Below are 18144 nucleotides of genomic sequence, written 5' to 3'. Positions count from 1 at the left end.
GCCCCTGGACGCCACCGCATGGCGTATAAACGTTCGGTCGGGGACGGTGACGGGGGCTCATGACCGAGAAGGTCGACCAGGACGCGGTACTGCGGGCGCGGAACATACTGCTGGGCTCGGGGCGGCCGAGTCCGCTTCAGGAGGTGGACGCCTGCCGGGTGCTCGCCAAGGTGAGTCCGGCGACGTATCTGCCACGGCTGTCACGGGCGTTGAGGCATCTCGGTCACGCGATGGAACTGCGCGGGAAACCCGATGCGCAGCTGGCCCTGTACGACGAGGCGGCCGAGGCGGCGTACGCGATGGACGAGGCCGACCCGATGCGTGCTGAGCCCCTGCTGAGTGCGCTGGACTGCCGGCAACGCGCGTTGCTCGAACTGGGGCGGCGCCCGGAGGCGCTGGCGGTGCGTGAGGAGATGGCGGCCCTGGGCCGCCGGGCCCTCGACGCGGACCCCGACGCTCCCGTCCGGCAGTGGCTCGGCCACTGGGCGCGCGCCCTGGCCGAGGAGGGCCGGCACCGGGAGGCGGCCGAGCTGCACGAGGAGTCGGTGCGAAGCGGCCGGCCGCACGGTCCGCAGTGCGGCGCCTTCGCGTGGAGCCTGTTGGAGTGGATGGCCGCGGCGGAGGCGGCGGGGCTGCGGGACACGGCGGTGGCCGCGGCCCGTGAGCTGGTCGCGATCGAGCGGGAGGACAGGGCCGAACGGGACCTGTCGCCGGAGCTGTTGCTGCTCGCCCTCGTCCGGCTCGCGGAACTGCTCGACGGCTACGGGGAGTTCGATTCCGGCTCGGCCGCGTACGACGAGGCCGCCGAGCTCCTCGCCGGGCTCGCCGCGGGCACGAGCCGGTCCGACCAGGGCTCGTACCTCTACACGTACTGGGCCGTCCTGTTCGGCCTCTCCGGCATGGGTGACGAGGTGTTCGCGCCGGGTCGTCCGGTGCCGTGCTTCGGTGCGCAGCCCAGGTGGTGGACCATTGACGCCCGCGCCGCCTACTTCGGTGAAGTGCCCTTCCTGCGGGAGACTTTCGACGCATCGGCGGATCCGGTCCTGCGGGTCCGGCTGCACCGCAGGCTGCGGGTCCGCGCCACACTGGACGCCGAGCACCGGCGCGGGTACCGCTACCTGGAGCTCGTGGGCGACCTCTTCGACGAGGGCGTGGCGCTGGCCCGCCGGCTCCACGCGCTCGACCCCGGAGCCGGCGTGGCCCCGCTCGCCCGGGCCCTCCTGGACCGGGCGAGCGCGTCGATCACGGACAAGCGGTTCACCGACGCGCACGCCGACTTCCGGGAGGCCCTCGCTCTGCGGGCCGCTCAGCGCTGATAGCGGGCGAGGACCAGGTTGCCGTCCTTCTCCAGACGTCTCCTCAGTTCGTCGAGGCCGATGGCGCCGCTGTAGTACTCCTGGAAGGCGGGTGTCGCCACCTTGTCCTTCCACTCCGGGTAGCCGCGTACCGACTGCGCGGGGGCCGGGCGGAGGTGGGCGACGAGGGCGGTGCCGGTGGCCCAGTCGTCCTTCGGGGTGTGCAGGGCGGGGTCCTTCAGTGCCTGGGTGCCGGTGGGCAGCATCCAGTCGCCGAGGGCCAGCCGCACCATGTTCGCGGGCCTCAGCAGGAAGTCGAGGAACGCCACGGCCTCCTTCTTGTGCGGGCTGTCCTGCGCCACGGACAGCGTCTGCGGGCTGACACCCTGGGCGAGCCCGTCGGCGCCCGCCGGGGCGGGCAGCACTTGCCAGTCGAAGCCCTTGGGCGCCTGCTGGGCGATCTGCTGACGGTAGGAGAACCCGAGCGGGACCATCGCGTACCTGCCGCCGAAGAACCCGGGCAGCGTGTCCGAGCCGCCGCTGCCCAGCGTCGTGGGCGAGGCGCTGCGGTCGGTGTTCACCTGGTCGTGGACCGTGCGCGGTACGACCTCGTCGCCGGCCTGGAAACGGACGGTCACCCTGCCGTCCGCGCCCCGGTGGAACAGCTGCCCACCCGCCGACAGCGACAGGTTGAGCGTGGCGGAGACGGGCTCCTTCAGCGGCCAGGCGACACCGAACCTTCCCTCGCCGCCGAGCCGGTCGGTGATCTGCCTGAACTCGGCCCAGCTCCACGGTTTTTCGGGTGTGGGGATCCGTACGCCGGACTTCTTCAGCCAGGTCGCGTTGGCGACGAGCACCCGTGGCTCCTGCAGGAACGGCACCCCGTAGATGCCGCCCCCGAAGGTCGTCGTCTCCCAACTGCGGTCCGGGATACCGGACTTCAGCCGTGCGGGCAGCAGATCGGTCAGATCGGCGAGGTTGCCGCCGTAGGCGAAGTCGGCGAGGTCGTCGGAGGCGTCGTGGATGATGTCCGGTGCCTCGCCGCCCTCGAAGGAGGTGAGCAGCTGGTCGTGGACGCTGTCCCAAGTCCCCTGCACGTACTCCACCCTGACGTCCGGGTGCGTCGCGTTCCACTCCTTCACCAGCTCCTTGTTGGCCCGGACGGACTCCTCCTGCCAGGCCAGGGACTGGAAGCGCAGGGTGATCGGGCCTTCGTCGCGCCCTGAGCCGGACGAGCAGCCCGCGAGGAGCAGCGTCACGACGAGCGCCATGATCCATCGGGTCCGCATCAGCTCTTCACCGCCCCGGCGAGCATGCCGCCCGTGATCCGCCGCTGGATGACGGCGAAGACGACCAGCGAGGGAAGCGTGGCGAGGAACGCGGCGGCGGCCAGGGGCCCGAGGTCCGCCACGCCCTCCGCCCCGATGAAGTGGGTCAGGACGACCGGCAGGGTCTGTTTCTCCGGGGTCTTGAGCAGCACCAGGGCGAAGAAGAACTCGTTCCACGCGGTGATGAACGCAAACAGCGCCGTCGCCACGATCCCCGGCGCGAGCAGCGGCGCCGTCACCGACACCAGCGTCCGCAGCCGCCCCGCCCCGTCGACCGCGGCCGCCTCCTCCAGCTCCACGGGAACGGCCCGGACGTATCCGACGAGCATCCACAGCGCGAACGGCAGCGCCCACACCACGTACACCATCACCAGCCCGGGCACCGAGTCGATCAGCCGCAGGTTCTTCAGCACCAGGAACAGCGGGATGATCACCAGCACGAACGGGAACGCCTGGCTGACCACCACCCATCCGCTCGCCGCCCGGGCCGGCCGTGTGCGGTGCCGGGCCATGACGTACGCCATCGGTGTCGCGACGGCCACGGCGATCAGCGCGGCGCCCAGGGCGGCCAGGAGGGAGTTGAACCCGGCGTGCAGCAGGGGCTGTTCGTCGAAGGCCTGCCGGAAGTTGGCGAGGGTCGGGTCCTTCGGGATCCAGGTGGGGTGCAGGCTGCCCAGTTCGCGGGGCGGCTTGAACGCGGTGGAGACCAGCCAGAGGAAGGGGAAGGCGAGGAAGACGAGATACGCGAGCAGCGCGGCGTACTGGCCAGCGCGGGCCGCCGGTCGGGTCCTCATGTGTCGTCGCCTCCCTTGAGCCGGCCCACCAGGAAGAGAGCCAGGAACAACGCGATCACGGCGACCATCACGCAGCCCATCGCCGCCGCGTACCCGAACTGCCCGTAGCGGAAGGCCTCTTCGTAGGCGAAGAGCATCGGCAGGCGGGTGCGGCCGCCCGGTCCGCCGTTGGTCAGGACGTAGACCAGGGCGAAGCTGTTGAAGTTCCAGATGAAGTTGAGGGCCGTGATGGCGAGGGCGATCGGTCTGAGGGCGGGCCAGGTGACCGTGCGGAAGCGGCGCCAGGCGCCCGCGCCGTCGACCGCGGCCGCCTCGTGCAGTTCGCGCGGGGTGTTCTGCAGTCCGGCGAGCAGAGTGACCGTCGTCTGTGGCATGCCCGCCCACACGCCGACGACGATCACAGCCGGGAGGGCGGTCGCCAGGCCGCTGAGCCAGTCCCGGCCGTCGCCGAGGCCCACGTCGCGCAGGGTCTCGTTGAGGATGCCCGCGTCCGGGTTGTAGACGAGGCGCCACATGATGGCGACCACGACCTCGGGCATCGCCCAGGGGACGATGGCCAGGGCGCGGGCCAACCAGCGCAGCCGTAACTCCTGGTTCAGCAGGAGAGCGAGGCCGAGCGCCAGCAGGAACTGCGGGACCGTCACCCCGACCGCCCAGACCAGGCCGATCCGGAACGACTCCCAGAACAGCGTGTCGTGCAGCAGGTCGCGGAAGTTGAGCCCGCCGATCCACTCGGTGGGTTCGGTCCGGCCCGACTGGGCGTCGGTGAAGGCCAGCAGGATCCCGTACAGCAGCGGTCCGACGCTCAGGACGAGGATGGGGAGCAGCGCGGGCAGGACGAGGAACCAGGCGCCGGAGCCGCCGACGCCCCGCCGCCTGCCCGAGCCCGGCGCACCGCGCACCGGTGGCCTCACCTCGGACGCCTCGCTCACCGATGTCACGGAATCAGCCCCTTTGCGCGGCTCGGACGGGCCTGGTCATGGTCGTGAAGGTCATGTGCCGCGTCAAGGCACCGTGCACACCGCCCGACCTGTGCGGATGCGACACTGGCCGACGAATGGCGGGAACACGACGGCGTGCGCGCGGGCGCATCGGGGCGAGTACGGGCAGGGAGCGGACGATGGACGAGGCACGGGCGCGGGACGTACTGGACGCGGCAGAGGTGCTGCCCGGCCCGGCCCGGGACGCGCGGCTCCTCGCCCTGGGCGAGAACGCGGTGTTCGCCGCTGGTGAGCTGGTCGTCAAGGTGGGCCGCGACGCCGAGCTCATCGACCGGGCGCGGCGCGAGCTGGCCGTCGCGGAGTGGCTCGCCGGGGCGGGCGTACCGGCCGTGCGGGCGGCGGAGCCGAAGGCACGGCTCGTGGGGGGCCATCCGGTGACGGTGTGGCACCGGCTGCCTGATGCGGTACGGCCCGCCGAGGCGCGGGATTTGGCCGAACTGCTACGGGTCGTCCACGCGCTGCCCTCCCCCTCCTTCGAGCTGCCGCCCCGCGATCTGCTGGGCGGGGTGGAACGCTGGCTGCGGCTCGCGGGTGACGCGATCGACCCGGAGGACGCGGCGTATCTGCGGGAGCGCCGGGACGGTTTCGCGGCGGCCGCGGCGGCGCTCACCCCGTGGCTGACGCCCGGGCCGATCCATGGCGACGCGCTCCCCCGCAATGTGCATGTCGGCGCGGACGGACCCGTCCTGGTGGACCTGGAGACCTTCTCCGCCGACCTGCGTGAGCACGACCTGGTGGTCATGGCCCTCTCCCGCGACCGCTACGGGCTTCCCGCCGACGCGTACGACTCCTTCGTCGAGGCGTACGGGTGGGACGTGCGGGCGTGGGAGGGCTGCGGGGTGCTGCGCGGGGCGCGGGAGACGGCAAGCTGCGCGTGGGTGGCACAGCATGCGCCGAGCAATCCGAAGGCGCTGGCGGAGTTCGAGCGACGGGTGTCGTCGTTGCGGGAGGGTGACGAAGCGGTGCGCTGGTATCCGTTCTGAGCCGCACGCTGTGAGCGCCGGGGACGGGTCGCGAGCGTCCCGTCGTCCGCCCGAAGGGCGGGCCCTGCGGCGTCCGGTGCGTGCGATCGCACCGCGGAGGGTCACACGCCTACTGGGCCTACGTGGGCGATCCCGGCAACGTGGCGAGCAAGCGTGCCGGGCGTCGCAGGGCAGGCGGGACGTTCGCAACACGCCCTGGGACGGCGTGGCTGAGCACAGCCCCTCGCGGCTGAGGCGGGGGCGACGGGCGTTCGTGCGAGCGGCGGTCAGACCCGCTCGTCCGCCAACTCCCGCAACGGCCATGTGCTGTCCACCACCGCTTGCGCGTTGCCCTTGCGGCGCAGGAAATCCTGGAAGTCGGCTGCCCAGTCGGCGTACCACTCGATCTGGCGGCGGTGGAGTTCCGCGGGGCCGAGCGCGGCGACCTTGGGGTGGCGGTCGGCTATCGCGCAGGCGAGGTGGGCTGCGGCGAGGGCGTCGGCCGAGGCGTCGTGGGCGGTGTCGAGGGTGACGCCGTACTCCGCGCAGACCGCTTCGAGGTTGCGCTTGCCGCGGCGGTAGCGGTCGGCCCAGCGGTCGATGGTGTACGGGTCGACGACCGGGGCGGGGTCGACGCCGCCGAGGCGGTCCCGCAGGGACGGCAGTGCGTGCCGCCGGAGTTCGGCGGAGAGCAGGGTGAGGTCGAAGGCGGCGTTGTAGGCCACGACCGGGACGCCCGTCTTCCAGTAGGTGGCGAGGACGTCGGCGATGGCGTCGGCGACCTGGTCGGCGGGGTGGCCCTCGGTGGCCGCGCGCTCGTTGCTGATGCCGTGCACCGCGACCGCGTCCGCCGGGATCTCCACGCCCGGATCCGCGAGCCACTCCCGGTGCCCGAGCACCTGCCCGCCCCTGACCTCGATCACGGCGCCCGTGACGATGCGCGCCTCCCGCGGATCCGTCCCGGTGGTCTCCAGGTCGAATCCGACGAGCAGCTCCCGGTGCCAGGCCATACCGGCCCCCCTTCTCGGTGGTGCTTTCCCCCAGTGGCCTCCACCATCGCATGCGCCACTGACAATCAGAGGACCGCATTCCGCTTCCCCGGCCACCGCCGTCTCGAACCTGAGGGCAGTTCAGGACACCGGGCGCGAATCCACCCAAGCCGTCTCGAACTCCTCGCGATACGCGGAGAACAGCCCGCCTTCGTCGATCTCGTCCGACTTGAGCACCCGGTGGCCGTTGCGCAGCACCAGCACCGGCGCCTCCATGCCCCGCGCCCGCCGCAGATAGGACTGCACGACCGCGATGCCGTCGGAGCCGTCGCCGTCGACGAGGTAGGCGGTGAAGCGCGGTGTCTCGTCGTAGACCTGGATCTGGAAGGCGCCCGGGTCGCGCAGCCGGGAGCGGACCCGGCGCATGTGCAGGATGTTCATCTCGACGGACCTGCTCAGCTCGCCCCGCTTCAGTCCGAGCTCCCGCTCACGTCGCTTGACCGCGCTGGAGGCGGGGTTGAGGAACAGCAGCCGGACGCGGGCGCCCGCCTCGGCCATCCGGATCAGCCGGCGTCCGGAGAAGTTCTGCACGAGCAGGTTGAGGCCGATGCCGATGGCGTCGAGGCGGCGGGCGCCGCCGAAGATGTCCTCGGCGGGGAACTGGCGCATCAGCCGCACCCGGTCGGAGTGCACGGCGACGACGTCGGCATAGCGGTCGCCGATGAGGTCCTCGACGGCGTCGACGGGCAGCCGGCGGGCGGAGGGCACGTCACCGCCCGTGCCGAGCATCTCCAGCAGCCGCGCCGAGGCCCGTTCGGCCTGGTTCAGGACGGCCTCGGACAGGGCCCGGTTGCGCGAGACGACGTTGCGGGTGACCTCCAGCTCGTCCAGGGCGAGTTCGAGGTCGCGGCGCTCGTCGAAGTAGGGCTCGAAGCACGGCCAGTGCTGCACCATCAGCTCGCGCAGTTGCGGCAGCGTGAGGAAGCTGATCACGTTGTCGTCGGCCGGGTCGAGCAGATAGCCCTTGCGGCGGCTGACCTCGCGGACGGCGACCGCGCGCTGCACCCACTCCTGTCCGGCGGGGCCGGCCGCGGCGACGACCCACTCGTCGCCGTGGACGGGTTCGTAGATGGGGCGCAGAACAGCGGCCACGACCGCGCGCAGCCGCTGTTCGACGAGGTTCAGCCAGATGTAGGCCCGGCCGGCCCGCTGGGCGCGGGTACGCACCTCGCGCCAGGCGTCGGCGTCCCAGTCCAGCTCCGGTCCGATGGCACCCGCGTCCATCGGACGTGCCAGGGACACCGTGCCGGGCGGGACCTCTGTGGAGCTCCCCTCGTGACCCTCGTCACCAGGGGGCAGCTCCAGCCCTCCCGAGCCCACCCGCGCACCGCCTTCCGCTCCCCCGAGCACTCCCCGTCCCAACGATCAAGGAAGGGTACTCCGCATGCGGTCGGCGGTGCAGCCGGATGGGCACGGCAGTTTCCCGACTATCCGTTGCGGGGCTGGCCGTTCTGGTCGGCGAGGGCGGCCGGAGTGAGCGGATTCATAGCGGTCACGTCGCGGGGAGCGATGGAGAAGCCCTGCCAGTGGACCGGCATGGGCTGCTGGTCCTCGTCCCGCGCGATGTGGTGGAAGCCGACGTTCACCCAGACCACGGGCCGGGTGAGGTTCTGTCCGTTCACCCACTGGTTGACGAACCGCGGATGGCCGTTCGCGCAGCCCGGGTTGTTGCTGGCGAACTGCTCGCACTTGTCGTACTCGGTGAAGTACACGTCGTGCCGGGTGAAGCTGCGGCCCGGGTACTTGCTGGTGGCGTTCTGGACGATCTCGTACGACCGCGCGTGGCCGTCCTTGTTCTTTCCGGTGGCGCTGACCACGCGCCACCAGCGCATGTTCTTGGTGTCGCCCGCGAGTTCCTTGGTGACCTTGGTGCGGGTGGTCTTGTTGGTGGGCGCCTCCTGGCCGCGCGCGGGCGGGCTGACGACCGAGTCGTACTGCTCGACGGTGTTCTTGGAGGAGCCGTCGAGGGCGAAGTTGAGCTTCCAGAAGACGTTGTGGTTGTGGCTGGTGGCCTTGGAGCGGGCCCCGTTGCCGATGGGCCAGCCACGGCCGTCACCGGCGTCGTAGTCGCCCGGCGAGAGGCTGCCGGTGGCGCCGACGTTCATGTTGATGGTGCCGTCGTCCTGGAAGCGCCACTCGGTCATGTACTCGTACCAGCCGACCTTGTTGACGGTGTAGACGAGCAGGTCCTTGCCCTGCTCCTGGTACACCTTGTTGTTGTCGGCCTGCATGCGGTACGCGTGACCGCGCGCGCGGGTGGTGGTGCACAGCCCCTTGATGTTGGGGTTGTCCGAGTAGAAGGCGTCCTGGACCTTGACGGTCTTGATCGTGCCGCCGGGGCATTCGGTGGGCGTCAGGTTCACCAGGCCCTGGGCGAAGCCGAAACCGGTCAGGTCGTCGTACTCGACGCTTCCGTCGTCGTAGGGGACGTCGATCTGGCCGAGCCGGGCGCTCTCCAGGACCTTGATGGGCTTGGTCTCGCCCTTGGGCTGGTAGGAGACGTTGTCGAGGACGAGGCCGGCCTTGCTGTCGTAGCGCCAGCACATCCGCCAGGTCGTGCCGGTGGAGAGCTTCTGCTCGATGCGGTAGGCCGCGCTGCACTCGGCGGCGGGCACGGGGGCCGCCTTCGGCTGGGCGGTGGCCGGTCCGGCGCCCGTCGTCACGCCGGCGGCCAGGGCGGCCAGGGACAGGCCGAGCGCCGTCCGCCCGCGGGCACGGCTGTGGCTGTTTTCGCGCATGAAGAAATGGCTCCCTTGCAGGAGGGAAGGTGTGAAAGGTGGATGGAGTGCGGGCTCAGCCGCGGTCGAGCTCGGCGACCTTGCGGGCGCTCAGGTCGACGATGAGGTGACGGGCGTCGATCCAGGGCCCGTTCTTCACCTTCGGGAACAGCCGCAGGCAGCGGTGTTCGCCGCACTTGTCGAGCGCGGCGGGCTGGGCGCCCGGCGTGGCCCGGTAGATGGCGGCGTTGAGCTGGAGCTGGTCCGGCGAGGTGAGCTCCTTGCCGGTGGCGTCCTTGTAGTCCGCCTTGAGGTCCGCGCCCAGCGGGTCGGCGATCAGCAGCTGTGCCGCCTCGACGTTCTCGGCGCGGCTGAGCGGCGGCTGGGCGCCGTGCTGGGTGGTCGTCTGCTCGACCTTGCCGGTGTCGAGGTTGACGGTCTTGGTGACGAGTTCGTCGCTCTTGTAGTCGTAGAACGTCACCACCGCGCGGCGGGGCGCGTTCGTGGCGTCGAGTTCGCCGGCCTCGGGCTCGGCGAGGTCGACGGTGAGGCGCTGCGGGCCGCGGGCGCCCTCGACGTTCTCGCTGGAGTCGAGCAGCTGCCGGTTGACCGCGAGCTTTGCGACGCGTTCCGTCTCGTCGTCGGTCAGCGGGTCGAGGCCCTTGCCCTTCTGCCCCTCGGTGGCCGCCTTCTCGACGACGCCCGGTTGCGGCGCGGCAGCCGCCCCGCCCTGCTCCTGTGCCGCCTGCTGAGCGGCCGGGCCGCTGCCCGTTCCTCCCGTTTCCCCCGCGCCCGCCGTGCCCGGCAGGGTGATCGCGACCATCGCGGCGGTCCCCGCCACCGCTACGGCCGCACCGGCCACCACCTTGCCCAGATGGCGGTGCACTGTCTTGCGCACGTTGTTCTCCCTACTCCCCCTGTGTCCCTTGGGAGTATTCGTTTCTGCCCCACTGATTCGGCATACCGCGTATGCACTGGTCGGCCGGTAAGAGGGACGTAAGTCGTAGGTGGTTCCCTCACTTTTGGGGAGACTCGGAGCAAGGCGCCACCGGGCGCGCCACACACCTGGAAGAGTCGTGTCCATGCAGGTCTGGCCTGGAGAGGCGTATCCACTCGGTGCCACGTACGACGGCGCCGGCACGAACTTCGCGGTCTTCACGGAGGCCGCGGACCGAGTAGAGCTGTGTCTGTTGCACGACGACGGCTCGGAGACGGCGGTGGAACTGCGGGAGAGCGACGCGTTCGTGCGGCACGCGTACCTGCCGGGCGTGATGCCGGGGCAGCGGTACGGGTTCCGGGTGCACGGGCCGTACGCCCCCGAACGCGGACTGCGCTGCAACTCGGCGAAGCTGCTGCTCGACCCGTACGCGCGGGCGATCAGCGGCTCGATCAGCTGGGGCGAGGAGGTGTACGGCTACCACTTCGGCGCGCCCGAGCGGCGCAACGACCTGGACTCGGCGCCGCACACGATGTCGTCGGTCGTGGTCAACCCGTACTTCGACTGGGGCGACGACCGGCGGCCGCGCACCGAGTACCACCACACGGTGATCTACGAGGCCCATGTGAAGGGCCTCACGATGCGTCACCCGGGGCTGCCGGAGGAACTGCGCGGCACGTACGCGGGGCTCGCGCATCCGGCGTTCATCGAGCATCTGGTGGAGCTGGGCGTCACCGCGCTGGAGCTGATGCCGGTGCACCAGTTCGTGAACGACCACCGGCTGGTCGACATGGGCCTGAACAACTACTGGGGCTACAACACGATCGGTTTCTTCGCCCCGCACAACGCGTACGCCTCCTGGGGCGACCGCGGGCAGCAGGTCCTGGAGTTCAAGTCGGCGGTACGGGCGCTGCACGAGGCCGGCATCGAGGTCATCCTGGACGTCGTCTACAACCACACCGCCGAGGGCAACCACCTGGGCCCGACGCTGTCCTTCCGGGGCCTGGACAACCCGTCGTACTACCGCCTCGCGGACGACCCCCGCTACTACATGGACACCACGGGGACCGGCAACTCCCTGCTGATGCGTTCCCCGCACGTGCTCCAGCTGATCATGGACTCGCTGCGGTACTGGGTCACCGAGATGCACGTCGACGGGTTCCGCTTCGACCTCGCGGCGACGCTGGCGCGGCAGTTCCACGAGGTGGACCGGCTGTCGTCGTTCTTCGACCTGGTGCAGCAGGACCCGATCGTCTCGCAGGTGAAGCTGATCGCCGAGCCGTGGGACGTCGGCGAGGGTGGCTACCAGGTGGGCAACTTCCCGCCGCTGTGGACCGAGTGGAACGGCAAGTACCGCGACACCGTGCGGGACCTGTGGCGGGGCGAGCCGCGCACGCTCGCGGAGTTCGCGTCCCGGCTGACGGGCTCGTCGGACCTGTACCAGGACGACGGCCGCCGTCCGCTGGCCTCGATCAACTTCGTGACCTGCCACGACGGGTTCACCCTGCACGACCTGGTGTCGTACAACGAGAAGCACAACGAGGCCAACGGCGAGGACAACCGGGACGGCGAGAGCCACAACCGGTCCTGGAACTGCGGGGCGGAGGGCGACACCGACGACCCGGGCGTGCTGGAGCTGCGCGAGCGGCAGATGCGGAACTTCATCGCCACGCTGATGCTCTCCCAGGGCGTGCCCATGATCAGCCACGGCGACGAGTTCGGGCGCACCCAGCGCGGCAACAACAACGCCTACTGTCAGGACAGCGAGCTGGCCTGGGTGCGGTGGCCCGAGGACGGCAGCGAGCTGCTCGACTTCACGCGCGCGCTGGTGGGGCTGCGCAAGGAACACCCCGTCTTCCGCCGGCGGCGCTTCTTCCACGGCCGGCCCGTGGAGGGCACCCACGACGAGCTGTCGGACATCGCCTGGTTCACTCCCGAGGGCAAGGAGATGACCCAGCGGGACTGGGACTCGGCGCAGGCGTCGGCGCTGACGGTGTTCCTCAACGGCAACGCGATCTCCGAACCCGGCGCGCGCGGGGAGCGGATCGCCGACGACTCCTTCCTGCTGATGTTCAACGCCTCGCCGAAGACCCTGGAGTTCGTGGTCCCGGTCAACCACGGCCGGCAGTGGCAGGTGGTGGTGGACACCGCGCTCCCGGAGGGCGTGGCCCCGGGGGCGGAGGCGAAGGTGCAGGCCGGGGACAGCCTCACCCTGGTGGACCGGAGCATGACGGTGCTGCGGCGGCCGGACTAGGGCGTCACTCGTATGGGCCCGGGTCGGAGCAGGTGGCGGGGTCCATGACAGGAAAGGCGGTGGGGCGGGTACGTAGGTCTGCATGACATCTGAGCGAGCGGACACGGCGGTGCCGACGGCCACCTACCGGCTGCAGCTGCAGCCCGAGTTCCCCTTCGGGGCCGCGGCGGCCGCGGTGCCGTACCTGGCCTCGCTCGGCGTCTCGCACCTGCACCTGTCCCCCGTCCTGGAGGCCGTGCCCGGGTCGGCGCACGGCTACGACGTCGTGGACCACGCGCGCGTGCGTGAGGAGCTGGGCGGCGAGGAGGGGCTGCGGGCGCTGTCGCGCACCGCGCGGGAGCACGGTCTGGGCCTGGTGGTGGACATCGTGCCCAACCACATGGCCATGGCCCCGCGGCACAACCACGCCCTGTGGGAGGTGCTGCGCGAGGGCGCCGAGTCGCCGTACGCGCGGTGGTTCGACATCGACTGGGAGGCGCAGGGCGGGCAGGTGCTGCTGCCGGTGCTCGGCGGGCCCGTCGGCGCGGAGCTGGGGAACCTGCGGGTCGACGGGGACGTGCTGCGCTACCACGACCACGTGTTCCCCCTGCGCGAGGGCACCGGGGGGCTGCCGCTGCCGCAGCTCCTGGACGCGCAGTGGTACCGGCCGGTGTGGTGGCGGCTGGCCCGTACCGAGCTCAACTACCGGCGGTTCTTCAGCATCTCGGAACTCATCGGGGTGCGGGTCGAGGATCCCGAGGTGTTCGAGGCCACGCACGCCAAGATCCTCCAGCTGGTCCACGAGGGTGTCGTCGACGGGCTGCGCGTCGACCATCCCGACGGGCTCTCCGATCCCGACGCCTATCTCCGGCGGCTGCACGAGGCGACCGGCGGCCGCTGGACGGTCGTGGAGAAGATCCTCGCGGACGGCGAGCACCTGCCGGCGTCCTGGCCCGTCGCGGGCACCACCGGCTACGACGCCCTGCGGCACGTCGACGGCGTGCTCACGGACCCGGCGGGGGCCGGGGAACTGCTGGGCCAGTACCGGCGGTTCGCGGCGCCGCAGGCGGACCGGGGCGGGCAGTGGGAGGCGACGGTGCGGCGCGCCGCGTACCGGGTGCTGTCGCACGAGCTGGCCGCCGAGATGGACCGGCTGACCCGGGTCGTGCACCGCCTGTGCGAGACCTCGCCCGATCCGGCGCTGCGTGACCGCGCGCCCTGGACGCTGCGCATCGCGCTGGAGGAGCTGCTGGTCCGGCTGGAGGTCTACCGCCCGTACGCCTCCCAGGACGCGGCCGCCGTCGTCACCGAGGAGGCCGCCGCGGAGGCCCGGCTCGCCTTCGTGGTGCCGGAGGAGGGCGGTGCGGTCGACGTCGTACGGGATCTGCTGCTCGGGCGGGCGGGCGGTGAGGGTCCTGAGCAGGTGGAGCTGCGGACGCGGTTCGCGCAGACCTCCTCCGCGCTGCGGGCCAAGTCGGTGGAGGACACCGCCTTCTACCGGTACGTGCCGCTGCTGTCGGCCACCGAGGTGGGCGGCAATCCCGGCCGGCCGGCCCTCGTACCGGAGGAGTTCCACGCGTACTGCGCGCGCGTGCAGCGCGACTGGCCCGCCACCGGCACCGTCGTGTCCACCCACGACACCAAGCGCAGCGCCGACGTCCGGGCGGCGCTGGCCGTGCTCACCGAGTGCCCGGAACGCTGGGCGGACATCCTGACCGAGGTGACCCACACCGCCGAGGGCGGACCGGACGCGCAGCTGGCGTGGGCGGCCTGGCAGACGGTGTTCGGGCTGGGGCCCGCGACCGAGGACCGCGTACAGCAGGCGCTGCTGAAGCATGTGCGCGAGGCGGGCCTGTACACGAGCTGGACGGAGCAGGAGCCGCCGTACGAGGAGGCGGTGACCTCGTTCGTCGCGGCGAGCCCGTGCGGGCCTCCAGGCGCCCCTGTGGCGGCCTTCCGCAAGGCGCTGGAGCCGCACATCCGGGCCAACGTGCTCGGCTCGGCGCTGCTCCATCTGACGATGCCGGGCGTGCCGGACGTCTACCAGGGCACGGAGGGCGAGTACCGGGCCCTGGTGGATCCCGACAACCGGCGGGCCGTGGACTTCCCGCCCGAGGACGCCGGTGACAAGGGCGCGGTGACCGCGGCCGCGCTGCGGCTGCGCGGGCGTCGGCCCGATGTCTTCGGGGAGTCGGCGACGTACGCGCCGCTGGCCGCCGACGGTCCGGCGGGGGCGCACTGTCTGGCGTTCGCCCGCTCGGGCGAGGTGGTCACCGCGGTGACGCGGCTGTCGCTGCGGCTGGCGGAGGCAGGCGGCTGGCGCGAGACACGGCTGCCGTTGCCGCCGGGGCGGTGGGTCGACGTACTGGCTCCGGAGCGGGAGTTCACGGGGCACGCGCGTGTGGCGGAGCTGTTCGCGGAGCTGCCGGTGGCACTGCTGGAGCGGGCCGGCGAGTAGGCGCTGCGCTCCGCCGGAGGTGCCGCGATCGGTCGTCGGTCGTCTTCGGGGCTGTCGTGGCGGGTCGCGCCCCGCGGCGGAGCCGCAGACGGACACAGCCCCGCGCTCCTTCGAGGGGCTGCCGAACCCGTACCGACTTGGTGTCGCCGGTCGCGGCGAATGCTTCCGGGCGCCCCCCACGGCCTCCCCCCCCCTGCGCGTCCTTGACAGTTCACAGAGACCGTGGGGTACTGCGGATGCGAAGCCGGGCGGACACATGACGGGGGTGAGTCCACTGCCGGAGCTGCGCTACCCCACGCTCGTCGAACTGGTCTCTTCCGCACGGGCGTTGGCCACACGCCGGCCTGCCCTGTGCGCGCTCAGACAAGTAGGTGTCTCCCGCGCGGGCAGACCGCTGTACCTGCTGTCGGTGGGGCACGCGCGGCGGGCCGTGCTCGTCGTCGCGGGCGCCCACGCGAACGAGCCGACCGGGGGCCGCACGCTCCTCGCGCTCGCTGAACGGGTGCTGCACGAGCGGGCGTTACGGGACGGCAGGTCCTGGCACTTCCTGCTCTGCGCGGACCCCGACGGGGCGAGCCTGCACGTGACGCCGGCGCCGCGCAGCCTGCTGGAGTACCACCTCGGGTTCTTCCGGCCGGCGGGTCCCGAGCAGCCGGAGTGGTCGCCCGCCGTGCTGCCGCCGGACCGGCTGCCCCCGGAGACGCGCGCCCTCACGGGTGTCATCGACGAGCTGCGGCCCTACCTCCAGGTGACGCTGCACGGCACCGATCTGGGCGGGAGCTGGGTGCAGTTGACCAAGGACATCCCCGGTCTCGCCGAGCCGTTCGCGAAGTCGGCCGCCGAGCTGCACATCCCGGTGGAGACCGGTGCCTCGGACGCCGCGGGCTGGCCCGCGTCGGGGCCCGGCGTGCACGTGATGCCCGACCCCGGCGCGGACGCGGTGTACCCGAGCATGCCGGACGACGCCCGGCGCAGCACCTGGTACCACACGCACCGCTACGGCGGTCTGACCGCGGTGGTCGAGGTGCCGATGTGGGCGAGCGACCTGGTGGACGACCCGGCGCCGCATCCCGCGCCGGCCGCGGCGATGCGGAGGCTGGCCCACCGGCTGCTGCGCGACGCGCTGGAGGTGGAGCGGGTGCTCGCCGATGCGCGGCCGCGTCTGGAGGGCGTCGACGGGCCGCTGCTGCGGTCCGCGCGGTGGGCGCTGGAGCTGATACCGGGGCTGGCCGCGGACTGGATGCGCACGCCGCCCGCCGACGCCACGATGGCGTACGTCGGCAGCGTGGACGCGTTCGGCAGGCGCCTGCCGTTGCGGGCCGCGGCGATGCTGCTGCGGGTCCTGCGGGAGAGCGACGACCGTGTGGCACCGCGCCTGGAGCGGCTCGTGGCGACCTGGAGCGACGCCTTCGCGGAGCGTTTCCGGGCCCGCTGGGTGCCCTTGGAGCACCAGGTCGAGCACCAGTCCCGCACGGTCGTCGCGGCGGCGCTGCACGCGGGCGCGAGGCAGACATGAGCCGCAGGGCCCGCCCTCACTCGTCCAACGCGAACACCGACCCCGTCCGCGCCGCCAGCACGCACCCGTTCGAGAAGGTCCGCTCGTACGCGACCGGCCGCCCGCCCCACACACCGCGCGCGTGGACGGTCACCGGGGCGTACAGCATCGTGCAGATGGCGTCCGTGGGCGGGATGCGGCCGATGTCCCCGCCGGCCGCGCTCAGTTCCGCGCAGGCGTCTGCGGCACGCGCGTGGCCCCGGGGCGGGTCGCACTGCAGCAGGGTGCCGCGCGAGGCGTCGCCTCGGGTGACCGTGAGATAGAGCCAGTGGCCGGGTGGAGTCGCCGCCGCCGGGGCCGCGGCGGTGAGGAGGAGGGTGGCCGCCGCCAGCAGACCACCCCGCACGGCCGTCTTGGGATTCGAGTATCGCGTCATTCCCGATGCATCGGCACCGCGGCCCCGCTCCCCCAGCCCGGCTCACCCGAACGGGAGCACGCGGGCGCGTACCGCGCGGCCAGTTCGAACGTCGCGAGGACCACGCGGGACTGGTACTCGACCTGGCGTGCGACCGGTATCCAGCGCGCCCCGCAGCCGTCGCGGTAGTCGGCACACCACGCGTCGACGAGCCGGTCCAGCTCGGGCAGCACCCCGGACGGGTCGCGGCCGGGGCCGGTCACGAGCTGGTGGAGCAGGCCCGCCGTGCGCAGGGCGAGCCGCCGTCCGGCGATGCGCAGGGCGGCCAGGTGGGCGGTGCTGAGCGGCGGGAGCGGGCGCTCCCGGTCACCGACGTCGGGGTCCCAGGCGTCGGCGAGGCCGGGGCAGACGAGGACGTAGTCGTCGACCGGTGCGAGCAGGCGTGCCGCGTCCGGGACGTCCGTGAGGTGGGGCCGGACGCGGGCCAGGATGCGCTCCAGGGCGCGGGTGTCGTGGCGCAGGGTGTTGCTGACGGTGCGCAGCACCGCGTCCCGGTCGTCGGGCGGCGAGTCGTCCTCCACGGCGGCCACGCCCCACATGGGTGCCTCGACGACCGCGGTGACCGTGCCGTGCCGGTGGGGGTGGAACCACGTCGACTCGACGGCCGCCTCGGTGATGGCCGCGGCGAGGTCGCCCCGCCGCGGCGGTGGTATCCGGTAGACGGCGGGCCCGAGGCCGGGCCAGTACAGGGTGTCGTACGGGCCGAGTTCGCGCGGTATGCCGAGGCGGGCCGCGGTGTGGGCGACGCGGTCGGTGAGGCCCGGCAGGTCGTGGGTGAGCTCGACGAAGCCGCCGCCGACGTCGACGCCGTGCAGGGAGCACTGGAGGAAGGGGCGCAGCTCGTCCTGGAGTTCGAGCAGCGCGCGGGTCTCGGGCAGCGCCGCGCCGGCCGCGCCGTCGGGCAGCCATTCGGGCTGCTCGAGGAAGCCGGGCCGGAAGAAGTTCCGGAAGTAGTGGCCGAGGGTGTACGGGCCGGGCAGCCAGCCCTCGTTGCGGCGCAGGCCGTCGGGGTCGACGCACAGCAGCAGGTTCCAGGTCGTGTCGGTGCCCTCGGTGAGCCGGGGGTCGGCGAGGGCCCGTTCGGCGAGGCGCAGGGCGGTGGCGCCGCCCACCGGCTCGTTGGCGTGCGGTCCGGCGACCACGAGCACATGACGGCTGCCGTGCCCCACGGAGAGCAGCCACAGGGGGATGCCCGCGCGGGAGGTGCCGATGCGGCGCAGTCGGGCGTCCCGCGGACGGCGGGCGACGAGTGCGGCAGCCCGGGCGCCCAGCTCGTCGACGGTCGGATAGCGGAGGAGTGGCGGCAGCGCACACACCTCCACCCTGTGGTGCCGTCGGTTCACCTGATGTACATGATGTACGCACAGTGAGTCACGACTCGCGGACTACGTCAACACCAC

Annotated in this window: 14 protein-coding genes; 5 read left to right on the top strand and 9 right to left on the bottom strand. The window is 72.2% G+C overall.

Annotation, left to right across the window (positions count from 1 at the left end; genetic code table 11):
- Positions 1 to 59 precede the first annotated feature (59 nt).
- A complete protein-coding gene (locus AC067M_RS20195; RefSeq protein ID WP_478698359.1) occupies positions 60 to 1316 on the top strand; it encodes a hypothetical protein in 1257 nt (418 codons plus the stop codon).
- Here AC067M_RS20195 and AC067M_RS20190 read toward each other — a convergent pair.
- The 3 genes from AC067M_RS20190 to AC067M_RS20180 are packed head-to-tail and all read right to left on the bottom strand — an operon-like array spanning position 1307 to position 4349.
- Complete coding sequence (locus AC067M_RS20190) at positions 1307 to 2584, bottom strand: ABC transporter substrate-binding protein (RefSeq protein WP_478698358.1); 1278 nt, start codon at positions 2582 to 2584, stop codon at positions 1307 to 1309. The genes AC067M_RS20195 and AC067M_RS20190 overlap by 10 nt on opposite strands.
- Complete coding sequence (locus tag AC067M_RS20185) at positions 2584 to 3417, bottom strand: carbohydrate ABC transporter permease (RefSeq protein WP_478698357.1); 834 nt, start codon at positions 3415 to 3417, stop codon at positions 2584 to 2586. Before AC067M_RS20185 ends, AC067M_RS20190 begins: the two co-directional genes overlap by 1 nt.
- On the bottom strand, positions 3414 to 4349 hold the full coding sequence (locus tag AC067M_RS20180; protein WP_478698420.1) for a carbohydrate ABC transporter permease: 936 nt from the start codon (positions 4347 to 4349) through the stop codon (positions 3414 to 3416). The genes AC067M_RS20185 and AC067M_RS20180 overlap by 4 nt, the downstream gene beginning before the upstream one ends.
- Before the next feature lie 188 nt (positions 4350 to 4537).
- On the opposite strand from AC067M_RS20180, the gene AC067M_RS20175 reads away from it, so the two are divergent.
- Positions 4538 to 5401 carry a phosphotransferase enzyme family protein gene (locus tag AC067M_RS20175; RefSeq protein ID WP_478698356.1) on the top strand — a complete coding sequence of 288 codons (864 nt, stop codon included), beginning with the start codon at positions 4538 to 4540 and terminating at the stop codon, positions 5399 to 5401.
- 266 nt (positions 5402 to 5667) lie between these two features.
- Here the strand turns inward: AC067M_RS20175 and AC067M_RS20170 are convergent, their stop codons facing one another.
- From AC067M_RS20170 to AC067M_RS20155, 4 genes are all read right to left on the bottom strand, one after another.
- Positions 5668 to 6390, bottom strand: a complete 723-nt coding sequence (locus AC067M_RS20170; RefSeq protein ID WP_478698355.1) for an exonuclease domain-containing protein — start codon at positions 6388 to 6390, stop codon at positions 5668 to 5670.
- A gap of 120 nt (positions 6391 to 6510) precedes the next feature.
- Positions 6511 to 7779, bottom strand: coding sequence for an SAV2148 family HEPN domain-containing protein (locus AC067M_RS20165; RefSeq protein ID WP_478698419.1), 1269 nt, complete (start codon positions 7777 to 7779; stop codon positions 6511 to 6513).
- A gap of 77 nt (positions 7780 to 7856) precedes the next feature.
- A complete protein-coding gene (locus tag AC067M_RS20160) occupies positions 7857 to 9167 on the bottom strand; it encodes a copper amine oxidase (protein WP_478698354.1) in 1311 nt (436 codons plus the stop codon).
- A gap of 55 nt (positions 9168 to 9222) precedes the next feature.
- Positions 9223 to 10044 (bottom strand): Tat pathway signal sequence domain protein, encoded by an 822-nt coding sequence (locus AC067M_RS20155; RefSeq protein WP_478698353.1) that lies wholly within the window; start codon positions 10042 to 10044, stop codon positions 9223 to 9225.
- 184 nt (positions 10045 to 10228) lie between these two features.
- On the opposite strand from AC067M_RS20155, the gene glgX reads away from it, so the two are divergent.
- From glgX to AC067M_RS20140, 3 genes are all read left to right on the top strand, one after another.
- Positions 10229 to 12337 carry a glycogen debranching protein GlgX gene (glgX, locus tag AC067M_RS20150; RefSeq protein ID WP_478698352.1) on the top strand — a complete coding sequence of 703 codons (2109 nt, stop codon included), beginning with the start codon at positions 10229 to 10231 and terminating at the stop codon, positions 12335 to 12337.
- A gap of 82 nt (positions 12338 to 12419) precedes the next feature.
- Positions 12420 to 14774: a malto-oligosyltrehalose synthase gene (gene treY / locus AC067M_RS20145; protein WP_478698351.1), complete on the top strand. Its 2355-nt coding sequence runs from the start codon at positions 12420 to 12422 to the stop codon at positions 14772 to 14774.
- A 265-nt stretch (positions 14775 to 15039) separates the two neighbouring features.
- Positions 15040 to 16290, top strand: a complete 1251-nt coding sequence (locus AC067M_RS20140; RefSeq protein WP_478698350.1) for a M14 family zinc carboxypeptidase — start codon at positions 15040 to 15042, stop codon at positions 16288 to 16290.
- 16 nt (positions 16291 to 16306) lie between these two features.
- Here the strand turns inward: AC067M_RS20140 and AC067M_RS20135 are convergent, their stop codons facing one another.
- Both AC067M_RS20135 and AC067M_RS20130 read right to left on the bottom strand, forming a co-directional pair.
- Entirely contained in the window at positions 16307 to 16705 is a 399-nt protein-coding gene (locus tag AC067M_RS20135; RefSeq protein WP_478698349.1) for an SSI family serine proteinase inhibitor, read from the bottom strand.
- Complete coding sequence (locus AC067M_RS20130; RefSeq protein ID WP_478698418.1) at positions 16702 to 18066, bottom strand: M14 family zinc carboxypeptidase; 1365 nt, start codon at positions 18064 to 18066, stop codon at positions 16702 to 16704. Before AC067M_RS20130 ends, AC067M_RS20135 begins: the two co-directional genes overlap by 4 nt.
- Positions 18067 to 18144 lie beyond the last annotated feature (78 nt).

The organism is Streptomyces sp. NPDC043427, from assembly GCF_056436655.1.
Note: the sequence above shows the minus strand (reverse complement) of the source record. Positions and strands in the feature narration are given on the sequence as shown.